We start from the raw sequence: 17,090 nt of genomic DNA, 5'->3' as shown, positions 1-17,090 counted from the left end.
TGCTTGGTACTTAATCCACAAGAAGGTGATGAAGCTAACACGGCTCATGACCTCCGATGTTAATTTTACAATATTTAGGAAAGATGATGAAAAATTTAAGCCAAATAATAAAGACACTCGTAAACGCAACGATGCTTACCACGGTTATCGCTTTTTCAGGGGCAGCAAATAGTCACACCATAGAGAAACTTATCGATGATTTTAATCATAAAACTAACAATAGCTTGGGCTTGCCAAGACAATTTATCAATGACACAACTGCCGGAGGCAAAACAACAACAACCTTAACGATTTCAAATGGCAGTATGCATCAATCAGGTGACATTATACCTCCTAGAGGTCAACCAGGCTGGGCAAGTTCAGTATTGTTACTGGATGCGCAAGGCATGCCGATAAATTTGAGTCAATATGAAGGTATAAAGTTATTAATAAAAGTCCGAAAAGGTAACTTATCAGTCTCTGCCAATAGCACAGAAGTGACGAACTTTGACTATCACGCTGCGCCAGTAATAATTAGTGCTGATGAACAATTTCACGAAGTAAAGCTGCCTTTCAACGCCATGAAACGCGCTTGGTCAGAGCAAACGCCTTTGAACACAAAGACGATTAATAGCGTAAGTATTGTCGCTTATGCCATGCAAAGATCTTCTTTCGATTATCACATTCGCGAAGTCAGTTTTTATTAATTTATCATCTCTACATACGAAAAGGGTAACTAAGATGGCCAGTTCATCACAAGCGCCGAATAGGCTCGACTACCTAGACGCAGCGAGAGCATTAGCGTTACTACTCGGTATTTTTTTTCACGCAAGTTTATCATTTATGCCAATGTTTATTGGCTGGGCGGTGATGGATATTTCCACAAGCAATATCGTCGCGATATTTGTGATGATCAGTCATTCTTTTCGTATGGAACTATTCTTTTTAATTGCCGGCTTTTTTAGCCACATGACTTTACGAAAGAAAGGCATGAAAACTTTCATGTCTTCTAGGATCACCAGAATAGGCCTTCCATTGCTTATTGGCTGGTTTCTTCTACGGCCTATGCTGGTGTCAGGTTGGGTCATGGGAGCTGAGAGCATGCGTGGCGATGTAAATGTTTTCAACGCATTATCACAAGGTATTGCAAGTTTTAAAGAGCTACCAAATGGTTTTCTAATAGGCACACATTTATGGTTTTTATATTATCTATTACTCATACCTGCCCTTGTACTTGTTGTCTGCAGTATGGTGTCGTTAAATGACAAGGTGAAACATACATTATCAGCAAGTATGGATCACATGGTAACTTGGCTTTGCCGATCCTCTTTTGCGCCATTTTTGATCATGTTGCCAATCGCGAGTTGCTTATGGTTTATGTCGCACTGGGGAATGGATACGCCTGATAAAAGTTTAATACCAAACTGGCCGGTGCTTTTTATTTATACTGGATTTTTTAGTTTTGGTTGGCTGATGAATCGTCAACGCCAACCTTTAGCAGATTTTGCAACAATAACCTGGGGCAAAGTATTCTTATGTTTATTGGCTTCTATATTAAGCGTGCTATTAACCAACTATCAGTCACAGCTGGGGCACCCTCATTATTTATTGCTTAAAATAGGCTTCACCTTGAGCTATGCATTAATGATGTGGACTCTGGTATCACTGTTTATCGGATTATGTTTTCGCTTTTTTAATCGCTTAAATCACACAATGCGCTATCTTGCTGATGCTTCCTATTGGCTTTATCTGATACATTTACCTATCGTGATTTGGCTGCAGATTGCCTTTGCCGAAGTGGATATTCACTGGGCGTTCAAGTTGTTGAGTATCTGTATGATCACCGTGATGTTATCGTTAATCTTATATGAGCTTTTCGTACGCTCAACAGTTATAGGCGCGGTACTGAACGGCAGAAAAAAATCACGTGTTTTAATTTCTGCACTCAAGTCCAGCGCGTAAAACAAAAAATATTGACGTATTTATTCATCAATAAAACCGAGGTTAATACATTGGTCAGCACTATTAAATATCATTGCTGCCTTACCCTTAATCTCGGTTTCTTTAGCTAATTCAACCCATTGATAGTACACATTACGATGAATAGTGGCAGGTAAATTACCCCTAACAATAACAGATAAACCTCCGTCATCTTCTATTTGCACAGGGTGTTCGGCATCTAAAATAAACTCATCATCAACATTTGTGGTTAACATCATAATCGTTGATTGTTCATCAAGCCAACGCCATTGGGTTATGATTAATGGGTACTTTTCGACCTGTATTTTGATTTTCTCGACAGGGGTCACCAAAAAATACTCATCAGCTTCTTTTTTCAACACTGAAGCCAATAACTTAACCAGTGACATTCGTTTGAAAATAGTCCCCATGTAAAACCAATCACCATTCGCTTTTATGGTCAGATCCATTGCTCCGCAATAGGGCGGATCCCAAGATTCAACTGGTGGATAACCTTTTTCTTGCTGTTTAAGTTGTTCGACAAGCTTTTCTAATGACATACCAACACTATTTTATTGCTTCACATTGTTTTTATTCTAACAAATTTTGCAATATTTTCTCATTTGGGCTTGTCAGCGTTTACGAGGTACTATAGAATTCGCGCACTTTGATAAACGCAAACGCTTTGTGATTATCAAGTTCTGTGGTGGCATTAGCTCAGTTGGTAGAGCCCTGGATTGTGATTCCAGTTGTCGTGGGTTCAAGTCCCATATGCCACCCCACTTTTTCTCTAATTCCTCGATATTTCTTCGCCTGCGAGTACGTCATCACAAAGTGATTCCGTTATTATAGTTCCCGCGCGCTCAAGTCCCATTTGCCACCCCACTTTTCTCTAATTCCTTAATTATGCTTTACCTGCAGGAACGTCATCACAAAGTGATTCCGTTATTTTAGTTCCCACGCGTTCAAGTCCCATTTGCCACCCCACTTTTTCTCTACTTTCTTAATTATGCTTTACCTGCAGGAACGTCATCACAAAGTGATTCCGTTATTTTAGTTCCCACGCGTTCACGTCTAATTTCAAACGTTTTTATTCACTTTGACTAAACTTTTTCTCCGAAATTGAGTATGCTTAGTTTTATGACTTTTTCATAAATTGAATGGCTTCTATCAAGGTAAATATCTACATGAAGTTTCTTGAGTTAAAAATTCCCCCAGTATTACTAATGATGATATTTGCTGCGATAATGTGGCTGAGTAAAGACATTTCAACACCAATGATATTGTCCTCACAGTTAACCATCATAATGACGTTATTATTCTGCTTTTTGGGCACAATTGTGGTCGCGGCGGGGGTTATCGCATTTAAAAAAGCCAAGACCACTGTAGACCCAACCAAGCCAGAATCAAGCGCTTCATTGGTCAGTTCAGGGGTTTACCAATACACCCGTAATCCTATGTATTTAGGTTTCAGTTGCTGGCTAATGGCATTGTGCTTTTATGCCGCCAACCCGCTGTTAATCGGTTTTGTCGTGCTGTTTATTTTCTACTTAGATACCTTTCAAATATCACCAGAAGAGCGAATGTTAGAGAAGCTCTTTGGTCAAGCTTACCTTGATTATTGTCAGCAAGTTCGGCGCTGGATTTAATGTTATTGGTTATGCGTACATATTTTCTTCTTTTAATTTGCGTTGCGCTAAGCGCTTGCACTGAGCAGCCGGTGTATACCTCTTTAGCCAGCGTCACACAGCAATATAGTGAAAAAGTACTTAAAGCGGCAGATATTAGTACTGATGGCACAATAACGATAGTTAGTGACAACGAACAGGTTTGTGTGTGGGATAATATAAAAGATCAAAAAAGCTATTGTTTGCAAGGACTTGATGCCAAGCTGATCGAGTTGTTAGGTATCTCTCACTCTAAACGATACTTTTATACCTCAAATCGCGTGAATGTACATTTATATGACTTAGCAACAGGACGCCTTGTCAGAGTTTGGTCTGCTGGTGATAATATTATCAATGATATTGCGATGGCAAATAATGAAAAAGCTTTAATCTTTGCTTTTCGTAGTGGGCAAGCCAGCGTTGTTTCTGTGCATAGCGATGTCATTAACACCTTTAAACCTCACCGCTTAGACATTAACTCTATCGCCATTTCTAATGACGGTATGAGTGCATTTACCGGTTCAAGCGACAAGTACGCTAGTCTATGGCATACGAAAACTGGCGAGATACTTGATTCGTACACTCATCAATCGCGTGTTAATCATGTAGCATTGTCACCCACTGGCAAGTTTGCATTTACCTTGGATGCGATAAAAGACCGCTTTTTTTGGCGTATCAATAACCCACAACCGCAAGCAGAATTAGGCAGTCTTGTGAAGTTCATCGAATTTAACGACAGTCAGTTTGTTAATCATAACAAGTGGTTATTATCAGCTTCCCCCAAACAGGTTATTCAACTATGGCGGGTAAAAGATGGTGAACTATTAGCACAGTGGCAGGCGTATAAACATGAACAGCGCTTTCGCTCGTCGGTATTAGCCATTGAAATGATCAACCCAAACACTATCGCCTCAATGACCAGTGATGGTGTTTATCAGCAATGGCCTGTTGCGATAACATCGCTTCATTAAGTCCCTTTTTAGCGAGCTGTAATGTTACTCTTTCACTTGATTACTGAGCCACACCGTTTGATAAGGTTGTAAGGTGATACGCTCTAAGGTATCGCGTATTTCCTGTTGTGCGATTAAGTCAAACCAAGATTCAGTTATCACTAAGTTTAACTCGCTAAGCATCAGTGGCTGAGGTTCACAACTAATATTACTAATACAAAAAATACTTTGTTTTCGATCAACGCTTTGTCGCCAAAAGCCAAACAATTGTAATCCTAGATGCAAGGTAAACTGTACTGCGTTTGGATGAAAAGCCAGCTGTTGTGTACGAATATCAATAAGTTCTTTCATGGCACTAAAAATTTGCTGATGATGACTTTGCTTATCACTTAAACGCTGTTTTAATTGTTCATATTGCCAACGATGTCGGTTTATCGAACGATTGTGATGGGTATGTGCTAACCGTTCTTCATCATTTCTGGTGGCTAAAAGACTATGAATATAAATGCCAGGTATACCTTCTAACGCAAGCATAATGGCATGCGCACAGATAAAGCGTGCATTCCCCCATTTATCGGGCCCTGCACTCGTTCCTTGTAATGCATCATAAAGCGCAATATTTATTTCATAGGCTTTTTGTTGACCTTCATCACTGGTTCGCCAAGAAATTCTGCCGCCAAATTGCTTCATGGTGTTAATTAACACGTTTAACTCTTGATCGGTTAATAAACCTTCCGCTGGACGCAACCCTATACCGTCATGTGAAGCAATAAAATTAAAATAGGTTGTACCATTTTGAGCGGGTGGCATGCTCATCAGCCAACGTTTTAAGTATAAACAATCACCAGTGATTAGCGTATTTAACAATAACGGCGGTAATGAAAAGTTATAAATGGCATGGGCTTCGTTAGCATTTCCAAAATAGGTTAAATTTTGTGTGTTAGGAATGTTTGTTTCAGTGATCACAATAGCGTTAGGTTTTGCGTGTTCAATAAGCGTACGTAACAACCTGACGACTTCATGAGTTTGCGGTAAATTTATAGATTTACTACCGACAATTTTCCATAAGAAAGCCACCGCATCTAAACGAAAAATTTCAACGCCCATATCAAGATACTGCCGAATAATCGACACAAATACCCTTAATACCGCGGGATTTCTAAAATCAAAGTCCACTTGGTCATGACTAAAAGTGCACCACGAAAATTGTTTGCCGTTTGCCGTTTCAACTTCTTTTAATAGCGATGATGTTCTTGGTCTGACGACTGAGGATAAATCATCATCGGGTGACACGGTAAAAAAGAAATCATGGCCAACTCCTTTACCATTGATGAAATTTTCAAACCATAAGCTTCTACTTGAGCAATGATTAATCACTAAATCAGACATTAAACGTTTATTCGCTGCAATCGCTGAAATATCTTGCCAATCACCAAGTGCTTCATTGACCGACGAGTAATCAATAACCGAAAAGCCATCATCAGAACTAAATGGAAAAAACGGTAAAATATGCACACCATTTATTGTGTTACCGATGTAGTCAGTAATAAAGTCTTGTAAGGTTTTCAGTGGTTTTTCATCTGTGTCGATAATACTATCGCCATAGGTGATCATCACCACATCTTGCTCTGACCATAAGTTCTGATAGGGCTTAACTTCATGCATCTCTTCGGGAAAACGCATTTCAGCAAGTAGTTGATCCGCTAACCCCTGGTAATCATCAACACCCTCTACATCGCGGTAAATAAACGCCAGTTGCTGGCATACCTTTTGTGTTAACGTATCAAGCGCATTTACCATGTATAGACCCCTGAGAAAATTCTTCGTTATCTAATTCAACTGCGGTTTTTAATTGCTCTAGTACATCTGGCATTGCACTTACCACACGGTTCCATGATGGAATAAACGGGGTGTCCATTGGATTTTCTAAAAACGTTTGTCCTGCGGTCATAATGTTCATCGCAAACATTTCAACCGCCTTTTCTTCTATGTGAATATCTAGCGTTAAGCCATTCATTACTGCGTCATTACGATAGGTTTCTACATAATCTAATGCTATACGGTAATACGTTGCTTTAAGGGTACGAATAGTTTCGGCAGTAAAGGTTTCACCTTGTGTTGCCAGTTTACGTATTAACGCTTTACTAATATCAACTGACATTTTAGATAACCCGGCATTGGCATTATCTAACGATAAATCTTGATGCTTATGGTCATATGTTTGCGCAATATCAACTTGGCATAATCGGTTAGACGAAAAATTACGGTGCATTTCAGATAATACCCCTATTTCTAAACCCCAATCACTTGGAATGCGTAAGTCGTTTAACACATCGCGCCTAAAGGAAAACTCACCTGCTAGTGGGTATAAGAAGCTATCCATGTATTCTAAATATTCGTTATGACCTACAGTTTTCTTTAATGCTTTGAGAAGTGGAGTCACTAATAGTCGTGAAACACGTCCGTTAATTTTGCCGTCTGCTACCCGCGCATAGAAACCTTTACAAAATTCATAATTAAAGAGTGGATTGGCCACAGGGTAGAGTAGTCGAGCTAGTAATTGGCGATCGTAAGTTAAAATATCACAATCGTGCAAAGCAACAGATTCAGACTTGCCCGACGCCAATACGTAACCCATGCAATACCAGACATTGCGCCCTTTACCCATTTCTTTAGGCGCTAAGCCAAGAGCTTCAAGCTTGGCATCAAGGGCACGAAGCCTTGGCCCATCATTCCACAACACCTTATGATGTTGTGGTAGCTCACCAAAAAATTTCAACGCAGAGCGATATTGCGTTTCGTCAGCGCGATCTAACCCGATCACAATCTCAGATAGATAAGGAACTTGTGCAATGTTATCAATAATTTCAGGCAATGCATTACCTTCAAGTTCAGAATAAAGTGACGGTAAAATTAACCCTAATGGTCTTTTCTTTGAAAACGCCAATAGCTCTTGTTCTAGGCTTTCTTGATCACGTTGCCCTAAGTTATGTAACGTTGTTACCGTACCATTTTGATAAAAATCAGCCATGTTGCACCTCGTGATGATGAATAAAAGGAAGTAAATGCGTTAATGTTTCAGCCCAACCTTTCGGGCCATATTCGTCGCTTTGAATCGCTTTGGATTGACGCTCTAATGCAGGAAAATCATGCTTAGGTGATCGAATTTGTACGGCAATATCTGCCGTTTCAAGCATGGCAATATCGTTGTCACTATCACCTAACGCAATAGTCGTTATATCTGATGCGGGATATTGTTCGCGGTATCTTTCCGCAAGCCAGTGTTGTGCAAGCCCTTTATCGCAAACACCACTAATATGTAAAAAGCGTCCGCCTTGCAGTACATTTGCACCATAATCTGACATCAAATCGATGAAAGCCTTACGTTGTTTATGTGTACCATACCAATGAAGTGGTTCGCTAAATTCTCGCTGTAATGCGTTTTTTGCTTGTTGCTCGCTTAAGTGAGTAAGCGCAACGAGCTCGTTCACCGTCAACTGAGAAAAACCCGTAAAATACTGTTGATACTCAAACGCCACATTTTTCAGTAATGAAAGCCAATAACTTCTTGGCTGACAAAATGTTTTAACCCAATAATTCCCTTGTTGAAAAGCATCTTCTGGGTGTTTATCAAAGTAATTAATAGGGATATAAATAGCAGCGCCATTTTCAACAATAAATGGTGTAGACAATGCTAGATCATTTCGCAACTCTTCTAATTCAACAAAGGTTTTACTGGTATTTAATATAAGCGGAATATCAGCCGCCTTTAATGCCAATAACGTTGGTTTAGCAGCCTGCCAACTATAGGTTTCATGATCTAGTAACGTGCCATCTAAATCGCTAAATATTAAGTAAGTATTTTTCATATTAATCGCCTATAACCACTTGCTTAACTTGTCGATCATAATCAAGCATTAACAGGTAATTCATTTGCTGAGGAAGTGTTACTAAACCGTGTTCGGTTAAACGTTGAAAATACTGAATAAACTGACGGATCTGTTCCGAAGACATGATTTGATTGTTTGTATCTTCGGAGTTTTCTGCCAGTTTATTTTCTTGTTCTAACCGCCACTGAAATACCGCATTAAATGATGGCGCAGCCAACATCACCCAATAATCAAACAACTGATATAGTGGTTGATAGTTTTCGACTAACTGTTGATTCACATAGGTACGCCAAACACATTGTTCATCATTAGTTTGTTCTAACCGATTGATTGCGGGGGTTAACGCTGTACTTTCTTGCCTCATAACACCCCAACACCAGCCTTCAAGAAGCACTAAATCAGGCTGGTCTTTCACATACTTCCACTGCGTTACATATTTAACATCATCTATGGCCTTATCGAACGCAGGTATTTGCACGCCAGAATTGCCTTGTTTTAACGCCAATAATGTTCTAGATAATAAGTCAATATCATGGGTGCCTGGCACACCTCGGGTCGCTAACAAAGGGTGTATTTTCTCGGCTAGCTTATTTCGCGACTGTTTAGATAAGTAAAAATCATCAAGTGATAGGTTAACCACGTTCACATTGAAATTTTGCGCTAAATACTCAGCGATGAACGCGCACATGGTTGACTTGCCACTTCCTTGGCAACCATTAATACCGACAAATAAAGGAGATTCACCACAATGAATACGCTCAAGTAACGTATTTGCTAACGGCACATAAAACTGTGATGCGGTTTCTTGAAACGCGTCAGATAGTTGGTGTTTGGCAATAAATTCGCTGAGCATTTTGTCCATCAATATATCCTACATTAACATCTTTATTTCAACTCTCGTGCCAAATCAAGCATACAGAGGAAATTTAAAATATCTTGTTGTTAATTAAGAATATATTAGTTTATTACAAAACACCTTGTAGAAAGAATAACATGCTAAGTTGGCTAGTTTTAACGCAACGATGCACCATGAAGGTGCACCCTGTTATTTTTGTAAACACCTGTGATGGAACGCTAAATGCTCATCAATAAAACTTGAGATAAAATAATAGCTATGATCATAGCCAGCCCGCGTTCTAAGCTCTAATGCAGAGCCATATTGTTGCGCTGCACGCTGAAGATTCTTAGGTTTTAATTGTTCAGCGAGAAAATTATCCGCGTCTCCTTGATCCACTAGTATCGGTAGTGTTGATTTTTCTTGAGCCAGTAAATGACAGGCATCATAAGATAACCAATCGTTTTTATTGTCACCTAAATAGGCCGAGAACGCTTTTTCACCCCATGGACATTGTGACGGATTTGTAATCGGACTAAACGCTGAAATAGACTGATATTGATCTTGATTTCGTAGACCTATAACCAAGGCACCGTGCCCACCCATGCTATGCCCCGCAATTGAACGTTTATCGGTAACTGGAAAGCTTTGTTCGATCAGTCTAGGCAACTCATGCACTATATAATCGTACATTTGGTAATGTTCAGACCAAGGAGATTGCGTAGCATTAACATAAAAACCAGCCCCTTGTCCTAAGTCATAAGCATCATCATTGGCGACATTTTCGCCACGCGGGCTCGTATCAGGCGCAACAATAGCAACGCCTAGTTCAGCCGCTTTCTTAAAAGCGCCAGCTTTTTGCATAAAATTTTCATCAGTACAGGTTAGCCCTGAAAGCCAATAAAGAACAGGCACAGGTTTGTCTGCATTAGCGTTAGGCGGTAAAAATATCGCCAAACGCATCGTGCACTGCAAGGTAGTTGAAAAATGTGTAAATTGCTGATGAACACCTTCACACACTTTTGCTTGACTAATTTGTTCCATTAACGCTCCTTATTTATCCATATGGATCACTGAACGAATACTTTTACCTTCATGCATGAGATCAAACGCAGTGTTTATATCTGCTAGCCCCATGGTGTGGGTAATAAACTCTTGTAAGCCAAAGTCACCTGCTAAATATTTTTCAACAATATCAGGTAGTTCTGAACGACCTTTCACACCACCAAACGCAGTACCTCGCCATACACGACCTGTTACTAACTGAAATGGTCTTGTTGAAATTTCTTGTCCTGCGCCAGCGACGCCAATAATAACTGATTCACCCCAGCCTTTATGACAACACTCTAACGCTTGACGCATTACATTAACGTTGCCTATACATTCAAAAGAGTAATCAACACCGCCATCGGTAATGTCAACAATCTGTTCTTGTATCGGCTTATCTACTTTTTGAGGGTTAATAACATCTGTTGCACCTAGCTGTTGCGCTAAATCAAATTTTGACTCATTAATATCAACACCAATAATGCGTGATGCGCCAGCCATTCTTGCGCCAATAATAGCTGACAAACCAATACCACCTAAGCCGAACACAGCAACCGTATCGCCAGGTTGTACTTTAGCCGTATTAAGCACAGCTCCCATACCAGTAGTAACACCACAGCCTAATAAACATACTTCTTCTAATGGCGCGGTTTTATTGACCTTAGCGAGTGATATTTCAGGTAACACCGTATATTCAGAAAACGTAGAGCATCCCATATAATGATAAATAGGCTCACCGTTAATAGAAAACCTTGAAGTGCCATCTGGCATCACGCCTTTGCCTTGTGTTTCACGCACCGCTTGGCATAAATTGGTTTTACCTGAAGTACAAAACTTACATTCCCCGCACTCTGCGGTATAGAGTGGAATAACATGGTCGCCCACGTCAACACTGGTAACGCCTTCACCAACCATCTCCACAATACCGCCACCTTCATGACCCAAGATAGAAGGAAAAACGCCTTCAGGATCTTCTCCTGATAAGGTAAAAGCATCAGTATGGCATACACCTGAGGCAATAATACGTACTAATACTTCACCCGCTTTTGGTAATTGAACATCAACCTCTTCCATTTTAAGTGGTTCACCTGCTGCCCATGCAACGGCAGCTTTTGATTTAATCGAAGTTTGTCCGGGTGCTAATTTAAGAGACATTATTTTTCCTAATTTTTATATTCACTTTTGAAACAGTATAGCGCTCTGCCATTACTCTTACGAGCTCAATTGCTCATAGACAAGCTACAACATTGTTTGACGGTTATAATTTTGAAGGATAATAAAAGAAAAAAACAGGGCATTAAGAATACCCTGTATAAAAAGAGAAATAACAGTCCTACATTAATGTAGTAGAGCAATCAAATTCGATTGATTCAACGAAGTAATCAATAACGCTGGTATTTAATCTTGTTATTACCTTAATGAAAAGACCATTCGTCTTAGTAATAGTTGAGTTCATCTGCTTTACCCCAAAAAACACGATACGAATAGACGGTATAAGCTAAAATAGTTGGTACAACGATGAAAGCTCCCCACAGTATAAAGTTAAGTGACTCTGGTGCAGCAACAGACTGCCAAATGGTTAACTGATTAGGCACAATGTCAGGGAAAAAGCTAAAGCTTAAGCCAAAAAAGCTTAACGTAAAAATAAATACCGTGATAAAAAAAGGTAAACCTGAGCCATGTTCTGGTGTTTTTTTCAAATGTCTAAGTACATTAAAACAAAGAAAAAAAGCAATACAACAGACCATCGGAATTGGTAATAAAAACAAACCATATGGCCAAGTAAACCACTTTTCATAAACTTCAGGGTTAACCCACAAATTTAAACCGGATACTAGCACCACACCAATAAAGGTGATAACCACACAACGCTGTGCATACTTAATGGCTGTTTGCTGTAATTCTCCATGTGTTTTCATCACTAGCCAACCTGCACCAATTAGCATGTATGCGCAAGCAACACCAAAGGCACTCATTATCGCAAAACATGTTGCCATCCAAGACTGCTCAAAGCCGGTCACATAAATGCCAAGTATATAACCCTGAGACAACGCAGCAATAAATGATCCTGCTTTAAAAGTTTTATCCCAAGTTTTACGATGTGACACTGCTGCTTTTGCTCTAAAATCAAAAGCAACGCCCCGCAAGATCAAGCCAATCAACATAACCACGCTAGGAAGATACAAGGCTTTTAGTATCAAATTATACGCTGCAGGAAAAGCGATTAATAAAAGCCCAACAGCAAACACTAGCCATGTTTCATTTGCATCCCAAAAGGGGCCTATCGACGCTATCATGGTGTCGGCATGCTCTTTTTTTTCTATCGGTAACAACATGCCAACACCAAGATCATAACCATCTAATATCACATACAATAACGTTGATAATGCCATTAAACTTACAAAAATAACGGCAAGTGATTGTTGATCAAACATGATTATTCTCCCATTCATTTTCACGGTAAGGAGAAGTTACATTGGTTAACTCCTCATTCTCAAATTCTTCCACCTTCACGGCACGCTTCGCCAATAAGAAAATGGTATGTAGGTATGCTACGAGTAAACTTACATAGACCACGACATACATTGTTAAACTGATCACTACATTTTCAGCTGCTATATCAGTGACAGCCTCTTTCACCGTTAATATGCCACTGACTAAGTAAGGTTGACGGCCAATTTCTGTGACATACCAACCTGCAAGCGTTGCAATCCAGCCAGAAAAACTCATCCACACAAGCACCTTTAATAAACCCGTTGATACCTTTTGCTGCTTGAACAATTGAAAACGCGCAAGCCATGCAACTAAAATCATCATCAACCCCATACCTACCATGACACGAAAGCCATAAAACACAGGTTTTACTGGTGGGTGGTTGTCAATAAAGTCATTTAGGCCCTTAATTTCCCCATCTGCTTGATGTGTTAAAATCCAACTGGCTAAATTTGGTATACCTAATTCATAACTGTTAGTACGAGTTTCTTCATTAGGAATAGCGAATAACAATAGCGGTGCATTAGTGCCAGTTTCCCACGCCCCTTCCATCGCGGCGACTTTTTGCGGTTGATGTTCGAAAGTATTTAAGCCATGTAAGTCACCAACAAATGCTTGTAAAGGAGCCAATATAACTGCAACGGTTAAACCAACCTTTAACGTGAGTTTAGGTGCTTGCTTTTCATCTCCTAGTAACAGACGGTATGCGCTCAACCCTGCCACTAAAAATGACGCGGTAAGCCCAGACGCAATCATCATATGGAAGAACCGGTAAGGGAATGAAGGGTTAAAAATAACGGCAAACCAGTCGACAGGAAACACTACCCCGTCTCTTATTTCAAAGCCAGTTGGCGTATGCATCCAAGAGTTCAAACTTAAAATCCAAAACGCAGACAACGTTGTGCCAACAGCAACCACAATAGTCGCAATAGTATGTACCCTTGCGGACACTCGCTTCATACCAAATAGCATAATGCCAAGAAACGTTGCTTCTAAAAAGAAGGCCGTTAATACTTCGTAACCCAATAATGGGCCTGCAATATTCCCCACCTTTTCCATATAGCCCGGCCAATTAGTACCAAACTGAAACGACATGGTAATGCCGCTTACTACGCCTAAAGCAAACGTAAGCGCGAACACTTTTACCCAAAAGCGGTAGGCTCGCATCCACACAGGGTGCTGTGTTTGGTCATAACGCACTTTAAAGAACACAAGAAACCAGCATAACGCGATGGTGATGGTCGGAAAAAGAATATGAAAACTAATATTAAGCGCAAACTGAATTCGCGACAGCATTTCTGTCTCTAACATAATATACCTCTGCCAAATTTGGCGTGAGTAAGTCCGTAGCGCAATATTGCTATTGCACTTAAAGTATAATCAATTATAGGAAGATAGGGCTTGTTGATCTTTCGCGTTTATTTCGAACAAAATTTAATCTCGAAAGAGCAACACCCCCTAGTGTTTACTCGACTTTACAACCTTGTCTTTAAAATCAAGCATTTTTACCACACCCGAGCCAAGCTTCATGAGGGTAGTTAATTTTTCTGGACTAACACTTTGCAACTCACGCGCCCATTTAGTTAATGTTTCTAGCAAATCATGAATTTCATCCATCTGTTGTAAAGCATATTCTTCATGTGGATTAGATGGTTCATCAAGCAAGGAATCACGCAGTAACGATAATGTTGGATCAATTTCACGTTTACTTCTTTCTTCAAAAATGCGATTTGCCAGTTCCCAAATACTACCCGACGGTAAGTAATAATCTTTTCGATCACCGGCAATATGTTGCACGTTCACAAGCCGCCAGGATTGCAGCTCTTTGATACCCATACTGACATTACCGCGAGAAATACTGAGTGTTTCACCTATCTCGTTAGCTGATAATGGCTGTTTACTCATGACAAGCAAGCCCATTATTTGACCGATCGTGCGATTAAACCCCCATCGGCTGCCCATTTCACCACAATGCATTACAAAACTTTCTATCCGAGGTGATACTTTCATCTTCTAAACTTTCAATAATTTCTGAACGTTTAGAATTTTAGAACGGAACTTGATCTAGATCAAGACAAATTTATCTATATCTCCACATTATTTTACTGACATGTTACTAGGATCTGTTGATCTTTCGAGATTAAATGTTGTTCGAACTAAACGCTTTTTGTTCAAACCGTGGGCAATGGCGCATGGTTATTACATGTCAATTGCGAACAACGATGAAGAAATAGTGTTTAGCTCAAGCCAAAGGGCAGTCGGAGTATTAAAAGTAAATCCAAGATAAAAGGAACGACAATGATACCCACATTAAAATAATTAATGGTACACCCGCACGAATGAAGTCGGAAAATTGATAACCACCAGCATTCATCACTAATAAGTTGGTTTTATAAGCCATGGGGGTTGCATAACTTAGGTTAGCGCCAAAAAGTACCGCTAAAATAAAAGGCTCAACAGGCAAAGAAAGTTGATTGGCTACTGAGATAGCAATCGGTGTGCCTATAACCGCCGCTGCATTGTTTGAGACAATATTCGTCATAATCGCGAGCATTAGCATTAACGAGGCAATTATGCCCCATGGAGGTAAATCAACCGCAAAGGCCACAAAAACCTGCGCGATATAATCAGCTCCACCAGTTTGCATCATTGCAGAGCCTAACGCTAGAGACGCAACGACAATGAGGATCACTTGCGTACTAAGAGCAGCAGATACTTCACTCCAGTCAATACATTTGGTCATGAGTAATACTAAAATTCCGCACAGTGAGCTAATAGCAATAGGTAAAACACCGATAGCGGCAACAGCGACGACTAAAAACAACACAAATAAGGCAATTGGGGCTTTTTGCGAATAAGGTAAATCTGACGCCCCATCAATAATTAAGAATCCTTGAGAACTTTTCAGCTCTGCCACTTGGTCTGCATCTCCTTGCACCAATAGCACATCACCAGCATGAATTATCACGTTGCCGATACTTTTACGACCAATATCCATGGCACTACCATTACGGTGTAAAGCAAGTACAGAGATACCATATCGTTTGGCAAATTGAACATCTTTCAATGTTCTGCCAACTAAATTTGATGCCTGGATAACAACCATTTCAACAAGTTTTTGTTTTTCAGCTTTTAAAGGGTGATCATCATCAACTTTATGTGCACCTGAAAATAAGGTTGCCTGTAAAACAGATTCAAACTCTTTAAGTTGTTCAGGATGATCTTTAACGTGTAGCCTATCACCTTCTTTTATGATCGTATCAGGAAACGGACGAATATTTCGGTATTCAGGACTACGTTGTATCGATTCAATACTCATTTGATCATCAGTAAGTTTCAACAATTCAGCAACGGTTTTACCGTTCGCAACACTATCTTCATTAATATTAAGATAGGCACTAAATAATCGTGGTGAAGTATCCGGTAACGACGCCTTGCGTTGAGGTAAAAGTTTAGGTGCAATTAGCCATAAATATGCGATGGCAATACAAGCGGCAATGATTGCGGGCACACTAAAATCAAACATGCCGATACGTGGCAGCCCCATATCACTCGCCACACTCACCACTAATAAATTTGTAGAAGTGCCGATAGTTGTTGTCATTCCCCCCACTAACGTAGCTAACCCCATGGGCAGTAACATAGGTGAGGTATCTGTTTTTGTGCGCAAGGCAACGCTCGTTAAGATAGGTAAAAGTAACACCACTATTGGCGTATTATTAACAAAGGCGCTCAATGCCCCAGCAATGATCAATGTTACCAACAATGAAATTGCCGGGCTTATTTTCCACAATTTCGCTAAATTTCTACCAACAGGTACTAAAGCCCCTGTTCGAACTAATGCATGACCAATGATCATCAATGCACAAACAGTAACCAAAGCTTCATGACCAAAACCAAAAAATAAAGAGGACGGTTCTAATTGCTGACCATTAATATCAAAGGGAAACACTGTAAAAATCATGCATAGCATCACCAATACCGCTAATGATGACGTTTCTAAGGGTATATCTTCACGCCTGAAAAAATAAAGTGCAATCACGGTAAGCACTAACATGGCAAGTGCATGATTATTAGGAATGTCAGGCATGGTCACATTCAACTTATTGATTATTGTTAATAACACACAAGTTCAACGTTAGCACTAGGAATGCTAAAAGGCGAGAAAGTCAGGAAAAATAACTTGATCGTACAAAATTATGCCTACCGATGAAGTGACTCAAAATGCCAGAAATCAACACATGTTAAAAGTAGCAACATGTATTGACTT

15 protein-coding genes and 1 tRNA gene are annotated in these 17,090 nt (G+C 39.9%); 5 read left to right on the top strand and 11 right to left on the bottom strand.

The annotated features are described in order from the left end of the window. Positions 1–83: 83 nt before the first annotated feature. Positions 84–686, top strand: coding sequence for a CIA30 family protein (locus BI291_RS15305; RefSeq protein WP_217693843.1), 603 nt, complete (start codon positions 84–86; stop codon positions 684–686). Between the two features lie 34 nt (positions 687–720). Beyond that, the gene (locus BI291_RS15300; protein WP_074499636.1) at positions 721–1,941 is read left to right on the top strand and encodes an acyltransferase family protein; all 1,221 of its coding nucleotides are present in this window, start codon (positions 721–723) and stop codon (positions 1,939–1,941) included. 20 nt (positions 1,942–1,961) lie between these two features. On the opposite strand, the gene BI291_RS15295 is transcribed toward BI291_RS15300, so the two are convergent. After that, entirely contained in the window at positions 1,962–2,498 is a 537-nt protein-coding gene (locus BI291_RS15295; RefSeq protein WP_074499635.1) for a DUF1285 domain-containing protein, read from the bottom strand. Positions 2,499–2,644: 146 nt separating this feature from the next. On the opposite strand from BI291_RS15295, the gene BI291_RS15290 reads away from it, so the two are divergent. The 3 genes from BI291_RS15290 (at position 2,645) to BI291_RS15280 (ending at position 4,576) form a co-directional block, all read left to right on the top strand. Further along, a tRNA-His gene (locus BI291_RS15290) sits at positions 2,645–2,720 on the top strand. Between the two features lie 405 nt (positions 2,721–3,125). Next, a complete protein-coding gene (locus BI291_RS15285; protein WP_074499634.1) occupies positions 3,126–3,587 on the top strand; it encodes an isoprenylcysteine carboxylmethyltransferase family protein in 462 nt (153 codons plus the stop codon). Positions 3,588–3,598: 11 nt separating this feature from the next. Further along, positions 3,599–4,576, top strand: coding sequence for a WD40 repeat domain-containing protein (locus tag BI291_RS15280; protein ID WP_074499765.1), 978 nt, complete (start codon positions 3,599–3,601; stop codon positions 4,574–4,576). 24 nt (positions 4,577–4,600) lie between these two features. Here the strand turns inward: BI291_RS15280 and BI291_RS15275 are convergent, their stop codons facing one another. The 10 genes from BI291_RS15275 to BI291_RS15230 all read right to left on the bottom strand — a co-directional run bounded on the left by BI291_RS15275 (position 4,601) and on the right by BI291_RS15230 (position 16,910). Further along, entirely contained in the window at positions 4,601–6,355 is a 1,755-nt protein-coding gene (locus BI291_RS15275) for a sugar phosphorylase (RefSeq protein WP_074499633.1), read from the bottom strand. Next, the gene (locus tag BI291_RS15270; RefSeq protein ID WP_074499632.1) at positions 6,339–7,586 is read right to left on the bottom strand and encodes a glycosyl transferase; all 1,248 of its coding nucleotides are present in this window, start codon (positions 7,584–7,586) and stop codon (positions 6,339–6,341) included. The genes BI291_RS15275 and BI291_RS15270 overlap by 17 nt, the downstream gene beginning before the upstream one ends. Further along, positions 7,579–8,424, bottom strand: coding sequence for a mannosyl-3-phosphoglycerate phosphatase (locus BI291_RS15265; protein WP_074499631.1), 846 nt, complete (start codon positions 8,422–8,424; stop codon positions 7,579–7,581). The genes BI291_RS15270 and BI291_RS15265 overlap by 8 nt, the downstream gene beginning before the upstream one ends. A 1-nt stretch (position 8,425) precedes the next feature. Beyond that, positions 8,426–9,307, bottom strand: coding sequence for a kinase (locus tag BI291_RS15260; RefSeq protein ID WP_254849596.1), 882 nt, complete (start codon positions 9,305–9,307; stop codon positions 8,426–8,428). A gap of 183 nt (positions 9,308–9,490) precedes the next feature. Then, complete coding sequence (gene fghA / locus BI291_RS15255) at positions 9,491–10,324, bottom strand: S-formylglutathione hydrolase (RefSeq protein ID WP_074499630.1); 834 nt, start codon at positions 10,322–10,324, stop codon at positions 9,491–9,493. A gap of 9 nt (positions 10,325–10,333) precedes the next feature. After that, the gene (locus tag BI291_RS15250) at positions 10,334–11,482 is read right to left on the bottom strand and encodes an S-(hydroxymethyl)glutathione dehydrogenase/class III alcohol dehydrogenase (protein WP_074499629.1); all 1,149 of its coding nucleotides are present in this window, start codon (positions 11,480–11,482) and stop codon (positions 10,334–10,336) included. A gap of 281 nt (positions 11,483–11,763) precedes the next feature. Continuing rightward, positions 11,764–12,762: a cytochrome d ubiquinol oxidase subunit II gene (cydB, locus tag BI291_RS15245; RefSeq protein ID WP_074499628.1), complete on the bottom strand. Its 999-nt coding sequence runs from the start codon at positions 12,760–12,762 to the stop codon at positions 11,764–11,766. Next, positions 12,755–14,131, bottom strand: a complete 1,377-nt coding sequence (locus tag BI291_RS15240) for a cytochrome ubiquinol oxidase subunit I (RefSeq protein WP_074499627.1) — start codon at positions 14,129–14,131, stop codon at positions 12,755–12,757. The genes cydB and BI291_RS15240 overlap by 8 nt, the downstream gene beginning before the upstream one ends. Before the next feature lie 147 nt (positions 14,132–14,278). Continuing rightward, complete coding sequence (locus tag BI291_RS15235; RefSeq protein WP_074499626.1) at positions 14,279–14,830, bottom strand: GbsR/MarR family transcriptional regulator; 552 nt, start codon at positions 14,828–14,830, stop codon at positions 14,279–14,281. Positions 14,831–15,086: 256 nt separating this feature from the next. After that, on the bottom strand, positions 15,087–16,910 hold the full coding sequence (locus BI291_RS15230) for an SLC13 family permease (RefSeq protein ID WP_074499761.1): 1,824 nt from the start codon (positions 16,908–16,910) through the stop codon (positions 15,087–15,089). Positions 16,911–17,090 lie beyond the last annotated feature (180 nt).

This window comes from Thalassotalea sp. PP2-459, from assembly GCF_001913705.1.
Classification (GTDB): domain Bacteria; phylum Pseudomonadota; class Gammaproteobacteria; order Enterobacterales; family Alteromonadaceae; genus Thalassotalea_C; species Thalassotalea_C hakodatensis.
Note: the sequence above shows the minus strand (reverse complement) of the source record. Positions and strands in the feature narration are given on the sequence as shown.